The following is a 17547-nucleotide window of genomic DNA, read 5'->3' on the forward strand; positions in this document are numbered from 1 at the left end:
ACTTAGTAGACGCCTGATCTAACAGGCCACAAAGCTGATGGGAGAGGACTGAATGAGCAATGACGGCGTGAATGCAGGCCGGCGTCGCTTCCTGGTAGCAGCCACATCCGTGGTGGGTGCTGCAGGAGCGGTGGGGGCTGCGGTCCCGTTCGTGGGGTCATGGTTTCCCAGTGCCAAGGCGAAAGCCGCAGGTGCACCGGTGAAAGTGAATGTCAGCAAGATCGAGCCAGGCCAGCAGATGATTGCTGAGTGGCGCGGCCAGCCGGTGTTCATCGTCCGCCGTACAGAGGAAATCCTGGGGAATCTGAAAAAGATCGAGGGTCAGTTGTCCGACCCGTCCTCCAAGAACTCGGTCCAACCGGAATACGTCAATCCTGAAACGCGTTCGATCAAGCCAGAGGTTTTGCTGTTGATCGGGATCTGTACGCACCTGGGTTGCTCGCCAACGTTCCGCCCTGAAGTGGCACCTGCCGACCTGGGCAAGGACTGGGTCGGTGGTTATTTCTGCCCTTGCCACGGCTCCCACTACGACCTGGCTGGTCGCGTCTACAAGTCGCAGCCTGCGCCTCTGAACCTGCCAGTTCCCCCGCATTCCTATGAGACCGACGACATCATTGTCATCGGCGTCGATACGGAGAAAGCGTGATGAGCAAATTCATGGATTGGGTTGATGCGCGCTTTCCCGCGACCAAAATGTGGGAAGACCATCTCAGCAAGTATTACGCTCCGAAGAACTTCAACTTCTTCTACTTCTTTGGCTCCCTGGCGCTGCTCGTTCTGGTCAACCAGATCGTCACCGGTGTCTGGCTGACCATGAGCTACACCCCGTCGGCGGAAGAAGCGTTTGCCTCCGTCGAATACATCATGCGCGACGTCGAGTACGGCTCGATCCTGCGTCTGCTGCACTCCACCGGCGCTTCGGCGTTCTTCATCGTGGTCTACCTGCACATGTTCCGTGGCTTGCTCTACGGTTCGTACCAGAAGCCTCGCGAGCTGGTGTGGGTCTTCGGCATGCTGATCTACCTGGCGCTGATGGCCGAGGCCTTCATGGGCTACCTGCTGCCGTGGGGCCAGATGTCCTACTGGGGTGCCCAGGTGATCATCTCGCTGTTCGGTGCGATCCCGGTCATCGGTGACGACCTGACCCAGTGGATTCGCGGTGACTACCTGATCTCGGGCATTACCCTGAACCGCTTCTTTGCCCTGCACGTGGTCGCCCTGCCGATCGTGATCCTCGGCCTGGTGGTGCTGCACATCCTGGCCTTGCACGAAGTCGGCTCGAACAACCCCGATGGCGTGGACATCAAGAAGCACAAGGACGAGAACGGCGTACCGCTGGATGGCATCGCCTTCCATCCGTACTACACCGTGAAAGATATCGTCGGCGTGGTGGTCTTCCTGTTCATCTTCTGCTCCATCGTGTTCTTCTTCCCGGAAATGGGTGGTTACTTCCTCGAGAAGCCGAACTTCGAGCAGGCGAACGCGTTCAAGACCCCTGAGCACATTGCCCCGGTCTGGTACTTCACGCCGTTCTACGCGATTTTGCGGGCGATCCCGGACAAGCTGATGGGCGTTATCGCCATGGGCGCGGCCATCGCAGTGCTGTTCGTCCTGCCGTGGCTGGACCGCAGCCCTGTCAAATCGATGCGCTACAAAGGCTGGCTGAGCAAGATCTGGCTGGTGGTGTTCTGCATCTCGTTCGTGATCCTGGGTGTGTTGGGTGTGCTGGCGCCAACGCCGGGTCGGACGCTGCTGTCGCAGGTCTGCACCTTCCTGTACTTCGCCTACTTCATTCTGATGCCGTTCTACACAAGGCTCGAGAAGACCAAACCGGTTCCGGAAAGGGTGACTGGCTGATGAAAAAGCTATTTGCTGTACTGATTCTTGCTGCCATGCCTGTATTGTCCTTCGCGGCTGAACACGGTGGTCCAGAGCTGGAAAAGGTCGACATCGACGTTTCCGACAAAGCTGCCATGCAGGACGGCGCGCGTACGTTCGCCAACTACTGCATGGGTTGCCACAGTGCCAAGTTCCAGCGCTACGAGCGTGTTGCCGATGACCTGGGCATTCCTCATGAAATGATGCTCGAGAAACTGGTGTTCACCGGTGCCAAGCTGGGCGATCACATGACCATCGGCATGCAGCCTGCGGATGCCAAGACCTGGTTCGGCGCCGCGCCGCCGGACCTGACCCTTGTCGCCCGTGTGCGTGGGACTGACTGGCTTTATGGTTACCTGCGTTCGTTCTACGAAGATCCTGCGCGTCCATGGGGCGTGAACAACAAGGTCTTCCCGAACGTCGGCATGCCTAACGTACTGGTCGGCCTCCAGGGGCGCCAGGTGGTAGGCTGCAAACAGGTTCAGATCGTTGAGGGCGGTAAAAAGCAATTCGACCCGCTGACCGGCACTGCTTTGACTCATGAAGCCTGCGACCAGCTGACTGTATTGCCGAACACCGGCAGCCTGACGCCGGAGCAGTTCGACGAGAAGGTCAAGAACCTGGTGACCTTCCTGGCCTACTCGGCCAATCCGGTGAAGCTGGAGCATCAGCGCATCGGTACCTATGTATTGCTGTACCTGGCGTTCTTCTTCGTATTCGCGTACCTGCTCAAGCGTGAATACTGGAAAGACGTGCATTGATAAAGCTGTAAGCCGTTGCTGTTAATCGTGCGCGCCCAAGGGCGTCTCTAATGTAACGAGCCTGGCCAGCCAGGTGTTACGGGAGACGCCCTCTGGGCGCGCTCGTTTTTCCGTTTTTCGATAATTTCAACAAGCGAGGAGGATCGCCATGGGCGTGACCAATCGGTTGGCCTGTTACTCCGACCCCGCCGACCACTATTCCCACCGGGTACGCATCGTACTGGCAGAGAAGGGTGTCAGCGCCGAGATCATTTACGTCGAAGCGGGCCGTCAGCCGCCGAAGCTGATCGAGGTGAACCCTTACGGCAGCCTGCCTACGCTGGTCGATCGTGACCTGGCATTGTGGGAGTCGACCGTGGTGATGGAATATCTGGATGAGCGTTATCCGCATCCGCCTTTGCTGCCGGTGTACCCTGTCGCGCGTGCCAATAGCCGTTTGCTGATCCATCGCATCCAGCGTGACTGGTGCGGGTTGGTGGATCTGATCCTGGATTCCCGGACCAAGGAGCCGGCGCGGGTCGTGGCACGCAAGGAATTGCGTGAAAGCCTGACTGGCGTATCGCCGCTATTCGTCGATAAGCCGTTTTTCCTCAGTGAGGAACAAAGTCTGGTGGATTGCTGCCTATTGCCCATACTCTGGCGTTTGCCGATTCTGGGTATCGAACTGCCGCGGCCTGCCAAGCCGCTGCTTGATTATATGGAGCGCCAATTCGCGCGTGAGGCTTTCCAGGCGAGTCTGTCTGGTGTCGAACGTGACATGCGCTAAGGCTTAGGGAGCCGCTATGAACTCCAGTCGACCTTATCTGGTCCGCGCGCTCTACGAGTGGATTGTGGACAATGATTGCACCCCGCACATGCTGGTCAATGCCGAATTTCCGTCGGTGCAGGTGCCGCAGGGTTTTGCCAATGATGGGCAGATTGTCCTGAACGTGTCGCCAGCCGCTGTGCGTCACCTGCACATGGATAATGACGCCGTCAGCTTTGAAGGGCGCTTCGGTGGTGTGCCGCACACCCTGTACGTGCCAGTTGCTGCGATTCTGGGGATTTATGCCCGGGAGAATGGCCAGGGCATGGTGTTTGAGCTGGAAGCGCCGTTGGACGGTGAAGAAGAGTTCGAGCCGGATGACGACCTGCCACCACCGGATGACGAGCCGCCGCGGCCTAGCGGTAGGCCTAGTCTTAAGGTGGTGAAGTAGCGGAGCGGGTGATCTGTTCGCTGTTCGCTGTTCGCTGAGGAAAATGCCTGTGTCGTGAGATGTGGGCATTTTTTTTGGCTGCATTTATTGGTGGATTGGTGTGAATATCCGTTGCTGCGGTAACGGCTACTTATGGTTCCGCTCTTACAGCGGCTCACTTTTGAAAAGCGCAAAAGTAAGCAAAACGCTCTTGCCCCACCACTCGGTGCCTCGCCTAGGCTCGGCATGCCCGAACGCAGGCATTGCTCCGTGGGCCGCCGCGAAGGGCCATCCATGGCCCAGCGCGGCTATCCCGGCATCCATGCCGGGATGCCCACTGCGCAATGCCTGCGTTCGGCCAGCGTGGTTTAACGGGGCGCCTAGATCAAGATCAAGATCAAGATCAAGATCAAGATCAAGATCTAAAGCAAAGCAAGGGCGGGGATATATCCAGCATCTATGTGGCTGGGCCATCGCTATCGCGAGCAAGCTCGCTCCCACATGGGGTTGTGGGTGTTCACAGCAGCTACACACGACACAAACACCTGGGGGAGCGCGATCCCCATCAAGAACCAGGTCGGCTATCAGGCCGCCTCGCAGTGGACGTTGATCTCGGCGCCCCATTAACCACGCTGGCCGAACGCAGGCATTGCGCTGTGGGCAACCCGGCATGGATGCCGGGTTAGCCGCGCTGGGCCATGGATGGCCCTTCGCGGCGGCCCACGGAGCAATGCCGGAGTGAGGGCACACCGAGCCTAAGCGAGGTGCCGAGTGGTGGGGCAGGAGCGCTTTGGTTACTTTCGCGCTTTTTTCGAAAGTGACCCGCCGTCAGGGCGGAACCCTAAGTGGCCGTTACCGCAGCAACGGATATACCCCCAAAACCTGAAAATCCCGCCCATAAAAAAACGGCGCCTTCCCACCCTGGAAGAAGCGCCGTTTTTTTAAATGATCAACATGACCAACAAGCTGCGTCTCACAAAGCCCGCAACCGAACCACCCCTTAGTCGATGTATTCAAACAACTTGACGATCTTCTGCACCCCGGAAACACCCTGCACCAGGTTGGTCGCCTGGGCGGCCTCTTTCTTGGTCAGCAAGCCCAGCAGATAAACGATGCCATTCTCGGTCACAACCTTGATGCGCGAGCCAGGAATGCTGGCGTCGGTGAGCATCTGGGTCTTGATCTTGGTGGTCAGCCACGCATCGTTCTGGCGCGCCAGCAGCGAGGAGGGCTGCAGGACTTGCAACTCGTTATGCACGGTCTTGACCCGCTGTACGGCGCTGGCTTCCTGTTCGGCCTTGGCCTTGAGGTCGGCGCGCGGGGTTTGGCCGGCGAGTAGCACGACACCGTTGAAGCTGGTGACGACGATGTGCGAGTTGTTGTCCAGGTCCGGGTCGGCCTTGGCAATGTTCACGCCGACCTTGGTTTCAATCAGGGAGTCGTCGATCTTGCTGCCGAAGGTGCGGGTGCCGCGGTCATCTTCAATCGGCTTTTCCCGGCTGGCGTTAACCACCGATGTGCAGCCGCTGATGCCGAGGCACAGGGTCAGGGCCAGAAGGCCTAGGCGATTAGGGGTCATTCTTCACTCCCGAACAGTTGGCTGTCGATCAAGTCGCAAAGGCAGTGGATCGCCAGCAGGTGGACTTCCTGGATACGTGCGGTGACATTGGCCGGTACGCGGATCTCGACGTCTTCTGGCAATAGCAGCGATGCCATGCCGCCGCCGTCACGACCGGTCAATGCTACGACAATCATTTCGCGATCATGTGCGGCCTGGATCGCTTGAATAATATTGGCCGAGTTGCCGCTGGTGGAAATCGCCAGCAGCACATCGCCGGGTTGGCCCAGGGCGCGGATCTGTTTGGAGAATACCTCGTTGTAGCTGTAGTCGTTGGCGATCGAGGTGATCGTCGAGCTGTCGGTGGTCAGGGCGATCGCCGGCAGGCTCGGGCGTTCGCGTTCGAAGCGGTTGAGCAGTTCCGAAGAGAAGTGCTGGGCGTCGCCGGCCGAGCCGCCATTGCCGCACGAAAGCATCTTGCCCTCGTTGAGCAAGGCGTTGACCATCACTTGGCTGGCTTGCTCGATGTGCGGTGCAAGTACGTCCATCGCCTGTTGCTTGGTGTCGATACTGGCCTGAAAAAGCTGGCGAATTCGCGATTGCATGTCCATCTGTGTGACCTTAAGTAGCGCGGCTTATCGGCACAAACATGTGCGGCGCGCAAAGCAAAGAGCAAAAAAGTTAGGTGAAGGTGTCCGGCTCGGCATGGGCGCTCAACTGTCGAAGGCGTTCTGCAGCCAGTTCAGCTGGGCGGCGTTGCTGTCGATGGCAACCACGTCGAAGCGGCAGGGATGATCGGCCCAGCGAGGCTCGCTTTGCAGAAAATACTGTGCGGCCAAAACCAGCTTCTGGCGCTTGCGCTCGTCAATGCTGTCGAGCGCGCCACCCCATTGAGTATTTTTTCTGTAGCGGACTTCGACGAATACTACTGTATCGCCGTCAAGCATGACCAGATCAAGCTCGCCGCGTCTACACAACCAGTTCTGCGCCACCAGCCGCAGGCCGTGTTGCTGGAGATGCGCGAGGGCTTGGCCCTCGGCATCCCGTCCGCTTTGCTGGCGTGATCGGTCGGGCATCAGCGCTGGGTATCCGGCAGGCGCTGCACCTGGCCGTTGACGAACTCGGCCCAAGGCAGTTGACGCTGTACGCGCTGGGTAGCAGACACGGCCAGGCTGCCCGACAAGCCCTCGATGCGGCTGTCCGGCAGCGTCTTGAGCTGGCCCAGGCGCGGTGCCAGGCGATAGGCATCCGCGCCCATCGCGTACAGCCGCCCCAGGCTGCCGCCTGCCTGGGGCCACTGGGCGGTGACCTGCTTGCGCAGCGGGTCATTGGCGTCGAGCAGCCACGGGGTTTCGCAGAAGCGGATGCCGCTCATGTCGTTGTACTGGTTCTGGTCGCCGCTGGCGCTGAACACTGAAGAAGTGGCGTAGACCGGCACATCACCTGCGTACTGGAAGTTCAGGGTGGGCTTGATCTGCTGGGCCTGTTGCGGCGTCGAGGCCAGGAAGATGAACTCGATGTCCTGGCGACGGGACGGCTGGGCTGCGACCGTGGTGCCAACGGTGCTTTGCAGGCTCTTGGCGCGACCTTCGCTCTGGCGCAGCTGGAACATGTCGGCGATCTGCTGGGCCAGTTGGACCGGCTGGTCGACTCGTTCGATTGCGATGATGGTGCCGCCATTGGCCTGCCAGTCCTGGCTGAAGGCTTTCAGGACGCGATCGCCCCATTCACCCTTCGGTACCATGGCGGCGGCACGATGCAGGCCGTCGGCGCGGGCGCGACGGGAGACTTCGCGGGCTTCATCCTCGGGTGCCAGGCCGAACTGGAACAGTTGCGGTGGCCCTTGTTCACCTTCGCTGTAGTTCAGCGCCAGGGTGGTGATCGGCAGTTGCGGGCGGGTGCTGATCTGCTTGACCAGTGGTTTTTCCAGCGGTCCGACTACCAGTTGCACGCCGTCGGCCTGGGCCTTGCGATAGAACTCGTCCATGGAGGTCAGGCTGGAACTGTCATAGAACTGGATGCTTGGCGGCTTCTGGCCGGCCTGTTGGGCCTGGTAGTGCGCGGCCATGAAGCCCTCACGCAAGGCCTTGGCAACCGCAGCCAGCGGGCCATTTTGTGGCAGCAGCAGGGCAATCTTGCTCAGCGGCTGGCTCGCCAGTTCCTTGAGCTTGACCAGTGGTATCGGCAGTTGCAGGGCGGCGGGGTGCTTCGGGTTCTGTTCGCGCCAGTGGTCGATCGCCGCCTGCTGTTGTTCCAGGGTGCCGGCGGTCTTGACGGCCTGGGCCAGGCTCAGCCAGCCGCCAAGGTCGTCGTTGGAGCTTGGCTGCAACTGGTCGGTGGGCAGCGAGGCGATCAACGACCAGATGGATTCGTGGTTTTTTGCCGCAGCGTCGTTTTCCAGCAGGGGCGCGATGAAAATGCGCTCCTTGGCGGCGGCCAGGGTCTGGCCATCGGCCTCCAGGGCGCGGGCGCGGACGGTACCGGTACGGACCTGCTGCTCCACCGGCATTTCGCTCAGGTGTTGCAGGCTTGGGTGGGCCAGGGCGGTCAGTGCCGCCTTGGGCTGGTTGCGGGTCATCGCCAGTTCAGCCGACAGCGTGCTGGCGAAAATCTGCTGGCCGGGCTTGAGTTGTTCCATCGGCACTTGTTGCAGGATCTGTGCGGACTGGCCGGCATTGCCCTGGCGGTAGGCCAGGTCGGCAGCGCTCAGGCGCAGCAGGGCGGCTTTTTCCGGATTTTTGCTTTGGGTGGCCTGTTCGAGCAACTGCTCGATACTGGCATCCGGGGTGCGTGGAAGTTCGCCAAGGCTGGACGAGGGCGAGCTGGCGCAGGCCGCCAGGAGGGCAGCGAGGCAGAGGGCGGAGAGCAGCCGCAGGCAAGCGATCATGTAAGTGTTCCTGATACGAGATCAAATTAGCGTCGAATTGTACCCAAGCGCTGGCCGGGGCGCGATGTTAGTGGTGTGAATCGATCAATTTAGGTATTGCAGAGAGTGCGGCACAGCACAAAGGCACTGCCCTCCGTGGCGAGGGAGCTTGCTCCCGCTGGGCTGCGCAGCAGCCCCAAACCCATTCAACACGGTATATCCGGGGGGGGGCGGCTGGCAGATTTTACGGCTGCTGCGCAGCCGAGCGGGAGCAGGCTCCCTCGCCACAATGGCTGATGTGAACAGCCGAGACGGCCTGCACACGCTACAATGGCGGTTTTTACCGATCATGAGGTATGTGTCTTGACTGCTCCAGGTGCTTTGAATTCCGCTGCCGGCGCGCTTTATGTGGTGGCGACGCCCATCGGCAACCTGGACGATATCAGTGCCCGTGCGCTGAAAATCCTGCAAGAGGTTGCCCTTATCGCAGCCGAAGACACCCGTCATTCCCAGCGCCTGCTGCAGCATTTCGGCATTTCCACGCCGTTGGCGGCCTGTCATGAACACAATGAGCGGGATGAAGGCAGTCGTTTCATTACCCGGCTGTTGGCGGGCGATAACGTCGCGCTGATTTCCGATGCCGGTACGCCGCTGATTTCCGACCCCGGCTATCATCTGGTGCGTCAGGCTCGGGCGGCGGGCATCAGCGTGGTGCCGGTGCCGGGGGCTTGTGCACTGATCGCGGCGCTGTCGGCGGCGGGCCTGCCCTCGGACCGTTTCATCTTCGAAGGTTTCCTGCCGGCCAAGGCGGTGGGGCGTCGGGCGCGCCTGGAAGCTATAAAGGAAGAGCCGCGCACGCTGATCTTTTATGAGGCGCCGCACCGCATTCTGGAGTGCCTGCAAGACATGGAGCTGGTGTTCGGCGCCGAGCGCCCGGCGCTGCTGGCTCGCGAGTTGACCAAGACCTTCGAAACCCTCAAGGGGTTGCCGTTGGCGCAGCTGCGAGCCTTCGTCGAAAGCGACAGCAACCAGCAGCGCGGCGAGTGTGTCGTGCTGGTGGCCGGGTGGACAGCCCCGGAAAGTGAAGACGCTGTCAGCAGCGAAGCGATGCGCGTCCTGAACCTGCTACTCGAGGAAATGCCGCTCAAGCGTGCCGCGGCCCTTGCGGCGCAAATCACTGGCGAGCGCAAGAATGTGCTGTACCAGGTCGCACTGGAAAAACAGAAAGGCCAGTGAAACCAAGGCGTGGGTCTGGCCCAAGGCTTTTAGCGCTTGTTCTTCAAGCGCTCTACCGTTAACCTTCGCGGCGGAGAGTCGATCGGACAGTCGCTGCCCTCTATGAGAATTAGGGGGGGGAGGAAAGTCCGGGCTCCATAGGGCGAAGTGCCAGGTAATGCCTGGGAGGCGTGAGCCTACGGAAAGTGCCACAGAAAATAACCGCCTAAGCGCTTCGGCGCCGGTAAGGGTGAAAAGGTGCGGTAAGAGCGCACCGCACGGCTGGCAACAGTTCGTGGCTAGGTAAACCCCACTTGGAGCAAGACCAAATAGGGTCCCAAGGCGTGGCCCGCGCTGGGACCGGGTAGGTTGCTAAAGATGTCCAGTGATGGCCATCGTAGACGAATGACTGTTCAAGACAGAACCCGGCTTACAGATCGACTCTCCACCTTTTCCCTTCCTGCTGGAATCACTGGCAGACGCAGTTCCTAATACCAAAAAAATCTTACTCTTAACAAATCACTTTAACTTGTGCGCGCAGCCTCCTGTGCTTCCTCGGGTTGAGGTGAAATTTCCTACGTCAGATTCTTGTTACCCCTCCTGAAACGCTCCTAAATCTCCGATCTATAAGGCTTTTCCTTCAATCCGCGCCTTGACGGTGCGGTGGGCGCATTCCTATAGTGTGCGCAAGTGGCGGAAAGTGGCATGAAGTGGGTTTTTTTGAAGGTAAAACGCCAAAAAGTGGAGAAACGCAGACGTGTTTCGCGGAGCTAACGCTATCAGTCTCGATGCAAAAGGCCGTCTCGCCATGCCGAGCCGGTATCGTGACGAGCTCGTTTCGCGAAGTTCGGGGCAGTTAATCGTCACGATCGATGCCGTTGACCCATGTTTGTGTGTTTACCCTCTTGATGAGTGGGAAATCATCGAAACCAAACTGCGCGCACTGCCCTCGTTGCGTGAAGAAAACCGCCGTTTGCAACGTTTGCTGATCGGCAATGCCGTCGACCTCGAACTCGATGGCAGCGGTCGTTTCCTGGTTCCGCCGCGCCTGCGCGAATACGCCAAGCTGGACAAGCGCGCGATGCTGGTAGGCCAACTGAACAAGTTCCAGCTGTGGGACGAAGATGCCTGGAATGCGGTTTCTGCCGCCGACCTCGCTGCTATTCAACAACCGGGCGCCATGCCTGATGAACTGCGTGATTTGATCCTGTGACTATTGATAGCGGCTTTAACCACATCACCGTACTGCTTGACGAAGCCGTCGAGGCTCTCGCCGTACGTCCTGATGGTTGCTATCTGGACGGCACATTCGGGCGTGGCGGACACAGCCGGTTGATTCTCAGCAAGCTCGGCCCGGGTGGCCGGTTGCTGGGGTTCGACAAGGATCCTCAAGCGATTGCCACCGGGCAAGCGCTGGCGGCCGAAGACGGCCGCTTTGTCATTGTGCAACGCAGTTTTGCCGAGCTGGCTTCGGAAGTCGCCGAGCGTGGCCTGGCCGGCAAGGTCAGTGGCGTGCTGCTCGACCTGGGCGTGTCTTCGCCCCAACTGGACGACCCGGAGCGCGGCTTCAGTTTCCTCAATGACGGCCCGCTGGACATGCGCATGGATCCGTCCCGTGGCATCAGTGCCGCCGAATTCGTCAATACCGCCCCGGTGGAAGAAATCGCCCGTGTCTTCAAGGAATACGGCGAAGAGCGTTTCTCCGGCCGCATGGCCCGCGCCGTGGTCGAACGCCGCGACATCAAGCCATTCGAGCGCACCGGCGACCTGGCCGAGGTGCTGAAAGTTGCCAACCCGGCCTGGGAAAAGGGCAAGAACCCGGCGACCCGTGCGTTCCAGGGATTGCGCATCCACGTCAATAACGAGTTGGGCGATCTGGAAGTCGGTCTCGAAGCGGCGCTTGAAGCGCTGGAGATCGGCGGTCGGCTGGTGGTGATCAGCTTCCATTCCTTGGAAGACCGCATCGTCAAGTTGTTCATGCGCAAACTCACCAAGGGTGAAGCCGATAACCTGCCGCGCAACCTGCCGGTGCGTTTCGAAGCCTTCGTGCCAAAAATCAAGATCCATGGCAAAGCGCAGTTCGCCTCCGAGGCTGAACTCAAGGCCAACCCACGTGCCCGTAGCGCCGTCATGCGCGTCGCGGAGAAGTTGCGGTGAGCAAGCTCTTCGCCAAGCCTCTGCCCGGCGGCAGCTTTTTCATGCTGCTGCTGTTTATCGGCGTGCTCGTGTCGGCCATCGCCGTGTCCTATAGTGCGCACTGGAACCGGCAGCTTCTCAATTCCCTTTACAACGAGCTGAGCGTGCGTGACAAGGCGCAGGCCGAGTGGGGCCGGTTGATCCTGGAGCAGAGCACCTGGACTGCCCATAGCCGTATCGAAGTGTTGGCCACCGAACAGCTGAAAATGCGCATTCCCGGCGCCGCCGAAGTGCAGATGGTGGCGCCATGATGAAGCTCGAAGGGGCGCTGTTCCCGTGGCGGTTTCGTCTGGTCCTGGGCTTGCTCGGGATCATGGTGGCGGCGATTTCGTGGCGCATCATCGACCTGCAAGTCGTCGACCGTGATTTCCTCAAGGGGCAGGGCGATGCGCGCAGCGTGCGGCATATTCCGATCCCGGCTCACCGTGGCTTGATCACCGACCGCAATGGCGAACCCCTGGCCGTGAGCACCCCGGTGACCACCTTGTGGGCCAACGCCAAGGAAATGCAGTTGGCCAAGGAAAAATGGCCGGCATTGGCCGCTGCCCTCGGGCAGGATCCCAAGGCCCTGGCCGAGCGCCTCGAAGCCCAGGCCAACAAGGAATTCATTTATCTGGTGCGCGGCTTGACCCCCGAACAGGGCCAGAGCGTGCTCGATCTGAAAGTACCTGGTGTCTACGGCATCGAAGAGTTCCGGCGTTTCTATCCGGCCGGTGAAGTCACGGCCCATATGGTCGGGTTTACCGACATTGATGACCGAGGGCGCGAAGGTGTCGAACTGGCCTATGACGAATGGCTCGCCGGGGTCGCCGGCAAGCGCCAAGTCATCAAGGATCGGCGCGGCAGGCTGATCAAGGATGTCCAAGTCACCAAAAACGCCAAGGCCGGCAAGCCCTTGGCGTTGTCCATTGACCTGCGCCTGCAATACCTGGCCAACCGTGAACTGCGCAACGCCATCGTCGAGAACGGTGCCAAGGCCGGCAGCCTGGTGATCATGGACGTGAAGACCGGCGAGATCCTGGCGATGGTCAACCAGCCGACCTACAACCCGAACAACCGTCGCAACCTGCAACCGGCGATGATGCGCAACCGGGCGATGATCGACGTGTTCGAGCCCGGTTCGACCATGAAAGCCGTGTCCATGGCCGCCGCCCTGGAAACCGGGCGCTGGAAACCAAGCGACACCGTCGAGGTGTACCCGGGCACCCTGCAGATCGGCAAGTACACCATTCGTGACGTGTCCAAGACCGAAGGCCCGGTGCTCGACCTGACCGGCATCCTGATCAATTCCAGTAACGTGGGCATGAGCAAGATCGCCTTCGATATCGGCGGCGAGACGATTTATCGCCTGGCCCAGAAAATCGGCCTCGGCCAGGACACCGGCCTGGGCTTCCCGGGCGAGCGTGTCGGCAACCTGCCGAACTACCGGGACTGGCGCAAGGCTGAAACCGCTACGTTGTCCTATGGCTACGGTGTTTCCGTGACCGCGATCCAACTGGTCCACGCGTTCTCCGCGTTGGCGAACAACGGGCGTATCGCCCCGCTGACCCTGATCAAGACCGACAAGGCGCCGCAGACCACCCAGGTGATCCCGGAGAACGTCGCCAAGACCATGCAGGGCATGCTGCAACAGGTGATCGAGGCCCCGCGCGGAGTCTATCGCGCCCAGGTGCCGGCCTATCACGTGGCAGGTAAATCGGGTACCGCCCGTAAAACCTCCGTGGGCACTAAAGGCTACGCCGAGAATTCCTACCGTTCGCTGTTTGCCGGCTTCGGCCCGATGAGCGACCCGCGCTACGCCATCGTTGTGGTCATCGATGAGCCGAGCAAGGCGGGCTACTTCGGTGGCCTGGTCTCGGCACCGGTGTTCAGCAAAGTGATGTCCGGCACCCTGCGCCTGATGAACATTACCCCGGATAACCTGCCGCCGACCCAGCAAGCCAATACCGCACCGGTCGTGCCCTTGAAAGCCGAAGGAGGGCGTGGCTGATGTCCCTGAGCCTGAACAAGATTTTCGCCCACGCCGGTCACGATCTGCTGATTCGCGAACTGGCCCTGGACAGCCGCAATGTCCGCGCCGGGGACTTGTTCCTGGCGGTGCCGGGTGCCCGTTTCGATGGCCGTGCCCACATCGCCGATGCCTTGAAGCGTGGCGCGGCTGCCGTGGCGTATGAAGTGGCCGGGGCGACCGTGCTGCCGATCACCGACGTTCCGCTGATTCCGGTCAAGGGCCTGGCGGCCCAGTTGTCGGACATCGCTGGGCGTTTCTATGGCGACCCGAGCCGTCACCTGAACCTGGTGGGCGTGACCGGTACCAACGGCAAGACCAGCGTGACCCAACTGGTGGCCCAGGCCCTGGACCTGCTCGGCCAGCATTGCGGCATCGTCGGGACCCTGGGCAACGGCTTCCATGGCGCGCTGGAAAGCGGCCTGCACACCACGCCGAACCCGATTGCCGTGCAAGCGACCCTGGCGGACCTGAAGAAGGCCGGTGCCAAGGCCGTTGCGATGGAAGTTTCTTCCCACGGTCTGGACCAGGGCCGTGTAACCGCGCTGGCGTTCGATGTCGCGGTGTTGACCAACCTGTCCCGGGATCACCTGGATTATCACGGCACCATGCAGGCCTATGGCGAAGCCAAGGCCAAGCTGTTTGCCTGGAATGACCTGAAGTGCCGGGTCATCAACCTCGATGACGAATTCGGTCGGCAACTGGCTGCCGAAAAGCGCGAGTCGCGATTGATTACCTACAGCCTGGAAGATGCCAGTGCCTACCTTTATGTACGCCAGGCGCAATTCAATGACGAAGGCGTGCGCGCCACGCTGGTCACGCCCCAGGGCGAGCACCACTTGCGCAGCACTTTGCTTGGCCGCTTCAACCTGAGCAACGTATTGGCGGCCATCGGCGCCTTGCTCGGCCTGGACTACGCGCTGGACGAAGTTCTCAAGGTCTTGCCGAAGCTCGAGGGCCCGGCCGGTCGCATGCAGCGTTTGGGCGGTGGGACTCAACCACTGGTTGTGGTCGATTACGCCCATACGCCTGACGCGTTGGAAAAAGTTCTCACGGCCCTGCGTCCTCACGCCAAGGGCAGGTTGCTGTGCCTGTTCGGCTGCGGTGGCGATCGTGACCGCGGCAAACGCCCACTGATGGCTGAAGTCGTGGAGCGGTTGGCAGACGGCGTGCTGGTCACCGACGACAACCCTCGTACCGAAGATCCGCAGCGGATTTTCGACGACATCCGCGCCGGTTTTACGGCTGTGGATAACGTCACCTTCGTCGCCGGCCGCGGTCAGGCCATTGCCCAGTTGATCGCCAGCGCCTCGGCGGACGATGTCATCGTCCTGGCCGGCAAGGGCCATGAGGATTATCAGGAAATCAACGGCGAACGCCATGCGTTCTCCGACCTGGTGGAAGCCGATCATGCCCTGACTGCGTGGGAGGTGGCTCATGCTTAAGGCGCTGAAGCTCAGCGAACTGACCAGCGCCCTGAACGGGCGCCTCATCGCGGCGGACGCCAGCTTCGATGGCGTCAGCATCGACAGCCGGGCCATTGCCCCGGGTCAACTGTTCGTTGCCCTGGCCGGACCGCGTTTCGACGGCCACGATTACTTGAACGAAGTCGCCGCCAAAGGCGCGGTCGCGGCACTGGTCGAGCGGGAAGTGACCAACAGTACGCTGCCGCAGTTGCTGGTCGCTGACACCCGTCAGGCCCTGGGCCAACTGGGCGCGTTGAACCGCGCCGGGTTTGACAAGCCGGTGGCGGCCATCACCGGCTCCAGCGGCAAGACCACCGTCAAGGAAATGCTCGCCAGCATCCTGCGCACGCGCGGTCTGGTGCTGGCGACCCGTGGCAACCTGAACAATGACCTCGGCGTGCCACTGACCTTGCTGGAACTGGCGCCGGAACACAGCGCCGCTGTCATCGAGCTGGGGGCTTCGCGGCTCGGCGAGATTGCCTACACCGTGGCCATGACCAAGCCTCATGTGGCGGTGCTCAACAACGCCGGGACTGCTCACGTCGGCGAGTTCGGCGGCCCGGAAAAAATCGTCGAGGCCAAGGGCGAGATCATCGAAGGGCTGGATGCCGATGGCGTCGCTGTGCTGAATCTCGACGACAAGGCCTTCGAAATCTGGAAGACCCGGGCGGGCGAGCGCAAGGTGCTGACTTTTGCCCTGAGCAACCTCGCCGCGAATTTCTACGCCAGCGACCTGGACCGCGATGCCCGCGGTTGCCCGGCCTTCAACCTGCACAGCCCGGATGGCGCCGAGCGGGTGCAATTGAACCTGCTCGGCACGCATAACGTGGCCAACGCCCTGGCCGCGGCGGCTGCCGCCCATGCGCTGGGCGTGTCGCTGCCGGGCATTGTCGCCGGGCTGAACGCCGTGCAGCCGGTCAAGGGGCGCTCTGTTGCGCAACTGGCCAGTAATGGCATGCGCGTGATCGACGACACCTATAACGCCAACCCGTCGTCCATGTGCGCAGCCGTGGATATCCTCGCCGGTTTCTCCGGCCGTACCGTATTGGTGCTGGGGGATATCGGTGAGCTGGGCGAGTGGGCGCAACAGGGGCATCACGATGTCGGTGCCTATGCGCGCGGCAAGGTCGACGCACTGTATGCGGTCGGTCCGATGATGGCCCATGCGGTCGCCGCGTTTGGCGAGCACGCACGGCATTTCACCACTCAGGCCGAGCTGATCCAGGCCCTGGGCGCCGAGCGGGATCCGAACACCACCTTATTGATCAAGGGCTCACGCAGCGCAGCGATGGAAAACATCGTCGCGGCGCTGTGCGGCGCCTCCACGGAGAAACATTAATGCTGCTGCTGCTAGCGGAGTACCTGCAACAGTTCCACAAAGGCTTCGCGGTCTTCCAGTACCTGACCCTGCGCGGGATCCTGGGTGTGCTGACCGCGCTGTCGTTGTCGCTGTTCCTGGGCCCCTGGATGATCCGCACTCTGCAGAACCTGCAAATCGGCCAGTCGGTTCGTAACGATGGCCCGCAATCGCACCTGTCCAAATCCGGCACCCCGACCATGGGCGGCGCGCTGATCCTGTCGTCCATCGGCATCAGCACCCTGCTCTGGGCCGACCTGGCGAACCGGTATGTCTGGGTCGTGCTGTTGGTGACCTTGTTCTTCGGGGCCATCGGCTGGGTCGACGACTACCGCAAGGTCATCGAGAAGAACTCCCGTGGGCTGCCAAGCCGCTGGAAGTATTTCTGGCAGTCGGTGTTCGGCCTCGGCGCGGCGATCTTCCTTTATAAAACCGCTGCTTCGCCGGTGGAGACCACCCTGATCCTGCCGATGCTCAAGGACTACAGCATTCCACTGGGCGCAGGTTTCATCGTGCTGACCTACTTGGTGATCGTCGGTTCGAGCAACGCGGTCAACCTCACCGACGGCCTCGATGGCCTGGCGATCATGCCCACGGTCATGGTCGGCGGCGCCCTGGGGATCTTCTGCTACCTGTCGGGTAACGTGAAATTCGCTGAATACCTGCTGATCCCTTATGTACCGGGGGCGGGTGAACTGATCGTGTTCTGCGGCGCGCTGATCGGTGCCGGCCTGGGCTTCCTGTGGTTCAACACCTACCCGGCACAAGTCTTCATGGGTGACGTCGGCGCACTGGCGCTGGGCGCGGCCCTGGGCACCATCGCGGTCATCGTTCGCCAGGAAATCGTCCTGTTCATCATGGGCGGTGTGTTCGTGATGGAGACCCTGTCAGTCGTCATTCAGGTTGCTTCCTTTAAATTGACCGGCCGCCGCGTATTCCGCATGGCGCCGATCCACCACCACTTTGAACTCAAGGGCTGGCCCGAGCCACGTGTGATCGTCCGTTTCTGGATCATCACCGTGATTCTGGTGCTGATCGGCCTTGCCACCCTGAAGCTGAGGTAGAAC

At 61.0% G+C, this 17547-nt stretch carries 18 protein-coding genes and 1 other RNA gene; 15 read left to right on the forward strand and 4 right to left on the reverse strand.

The features are described 5' to 3' along the window. Positions 1-52 precede the first annotated feature (52 nt). The 6 genes from petA to V7773_RS03715 all read left to right on the forward strand — a co-directional run bounded on the left by petA (position 53) and on the right by V7773_RS03715 (position 4186). Positions 53-646, forward strand: coding sequence for a ubiquinol-cytochrome c reductase iron-sulfur subunit (gene petA / locus V7773_RS03690; RefSeq protein ID WP_003205363.1), 594 nt, complete (start codon positions 53-55; stop codon positions 644-646). Beyond that, entirely contained in the window at positions 646-1857 is a 1212-nt protein-coding gene (locus V7773_RS03695; RefSeq protein ID WP_063324476.1) for a cytochrome b, read from the forward strand. The genes petA and V7773_RS03695 overlap by 1 nt, the downstream gene beginning before the upstream one ends. Then, positions 1857-2639, forward strand: a complete 783-nt coding sequence (locus V7773_RS03700; protein WP_109754819.1) for a cytochrome c1 — start codon at positions 1857-1859, stop codon at positions 2637-2639. The genes V7773_RS03695 and V7773_RS03700 overlap by 1 nt, the downstream gene beginning before the upstream one ends. A 148-nt stretch (positions 2640-2787) precedes the next feature. After that, a complete protein-coding gene (locus V7773_RS03705) occupies positions 2788-3405 on the forward strand; it encodes a glutathione S-transferase N-terminal domain-containing protein (RefSeq protein WP_003178195.1) in 618 nt (205 codons plus the stop codon). Between the two features lie 16 nt (positions 3406-3421). Further along, entirely contained in the window at positions 3422-3835 is a 414-nt protein-coding gene (locus tag V7773_RS03710; protein ID WP_053124982.1) for a ClpXP protease specificity-enhancing factor, read from the forward strand. A 225-nt stretch (positions 3836-4060) separates the two neighbouring features. After that, positions 4061-4186, forward strand: a complete 126-nt coding sequence (locus tag V7773_RS03715) for a hypothetical protein (RefSeq protein ID WP_256572709.1) — start codon at positions 4061-4063, stop codon at positions 4184-4186. Between the two features lie 628 nt (positions 4187-4814). Here the strand turns inward: V7773_RS03715 and V7773_RS03720 are convergent. From V7773_RS03720 to V7773_RS03735, 4 genes are all read right to left on the reverse strand, one after another. Then, positions 4815-5393, reverse strand: a complete 579-nt coding sequence (locus V7773_RS03720) for a BON domain-containing protein (RefSeq protein ID WP_003178201.1) — start codon at positions 5391-5393, stop codon at positions 4815-4817. Further along, entirely contained in the window at positions 5390-5983 is a 594-nt protein-coding gene (locus V7773_RS03725; RefSeq protein WP_007928463.1) for a phosphoheptose isomerase, read from the reverse strand. The genes V7773_RS03720 and V7773_RS03725 overlap by 4 nt, the downstream gene beginning before the upstream one ends. A gap of 102 nt (positions 5984-6085) precedes the next feature. Then, entirely contained in the window at positions 6086-6448 is a 363-nt protein-coding gene (locus V7773_RS03730; protein WP_336072383.1) for a YraN family protein, read from the reverse strand. After that, a complete protein-coding gene (locus V7773_RS03735) occupies positions 6448-8259 on the reverse strand; it encodes a penicillin-binding protein activator (RefSeq protein WP_336072384.1) in 1812 nt (603 codons plus the stop codon). The genes V7773_RS03730 and V7773_RS03735 overlap by 1 nt, the downstream gene beginning before the upstream one ends. 309 nt (positions 8260-8568) lie before the next feature. Between V7773_RS03735 and rsmI the strand changes: the two genes are divergently transcribed. The 9 genes from rsmI (at position 8569) to mraY (ending at position 17544) form a co-directional block, all read left to right on the forward strand. After that, a complete protein-coding gene (gene rsmI, locus V7773_RS03740; RefSeq protein ID WP_072348523.1) occupies positions 8569-9474 on the forward strand; it encodes a 16S rRNA (cytidine(1402)-2'-O)-methyltransferase in 906 nt (301 codons plus the stop codon). A gap of 74 nt (positions 9475-9548) precedes the next feature. Beyond that, an RNA gene (gene rnpB, locus V7773_RS03745) (RNase P RNA component class A) lies at positions 9549-9902 on the forward strand. A gap of 308 nt (positions 9903-10210) precedes the next feature. After that, positions 10211-10666 carry a division/cell wall cluster transcriptional repressor MraZ gene (gene mraZ / locus V7773_RS03750; RefSeq protein ID WP_003205355.1) on the forward strand — a complete coding sequence of 152 codons (456 nt, stop codon included), beginning with the start codon at positions 10211-10213 and terminating at the stop codon, positions 10664-10666. Continuing rightward, positions 10663-11610: a 16S rRNA (cytosine(1402)-N(4))-methyltransferase RsmH gene (gene rsmH, locus V7773_RS03755; protein ID WP_003205354.1), complete on the forward strand. Its 948-nt coding sequence runs from the start codon at positions 10663-10665 to the stop codon at positions 11608-11610. Before mraZ ends, rsmH begins: the two co-directional genes overlap by 4 nt. Further along, the gene (gene ftsL / locus V7773_RS03760) at positions 11607-11900 is read left to right on the forward strand and encodes a cell division protein FtsL (RefSeq protein WP_072348519.1); all 294 of its coding nucleotides are present in this window, start codon (positions 11607-11609) and stop codon (positions 11898-11900) included. Before rsmH ends, ftsL begins: the two co-directional genes overlap by 4 nt. Beyond that, a complete protein-coding gene (locus tag V7773_RS03765; protein WP_162893922.1) occupies positions 11900-13639 on the forward strand; it encodes a peptidoglycan D,D-transpeptidase FtsI family protein in 1740 nt (579 codons plus the stop codon). The genes ftsL and V7773_RS03765 overlap by 1 nt, the downstream gene beginning before the upstream one ends. After that, a complete protein-coding gene (locus V7773_RS03770; RefSeq protein WP_063324482.1) occupies positions 13639-15102 on the forward strand; it encodes a UDP-N-acetylmuramoyl-L-alanyl-D-glutamate--2,6-diaminopimelate ligase in 1464 nt (487 codons plus the stop codon). The genes V7773_RS03765 and V7773_RS03770 overlap by 1 nt, the downstream gene beginning before the upstream one ends. Beyond that, on the forward strand, positions 15095-16462 hold the full coding sequence (locus V7773_RS03775; RefSeq protein WP_336072385.1) for a UDP-N-acetylmuramoyl-tripeptide--D-alanyl-D-alanine ligase: 1368 nt from the start codon (positions 15095-15097) through the stop codon (positions 16460-16462). Before V7773_RS03770 ends, V7773_RS03775 begins: the two co-directional genes overlap by 8 nt. Continuing rightward, entirely contained in the window at positions 16462-17544 is a 1083-nt protein-coding gene (gene mraY / locus V7773_RS03780; protein ID WP_336072386.1) for a phospho-N-acetylmuramoyl-pentapeptide-transferase, read from the forward strand. Before V7773_RS03775 ends, mraY begins: the two co-directional genes overlap by 1 nt. Positions 17545-17547: the final 3 nt, after the last annotated feature.

The organism is Pseudomonas sp. 3JA, from assembly GCF_036961705.1.
GTDB classification, from domain to species: Bacteria; Pseudomonadota; Gammaproteobacteria; order Pseudomonadales; family Pseudomonadaceae; genus Aquipseudomonas; species Aquipseudomonas fluorescens_Q.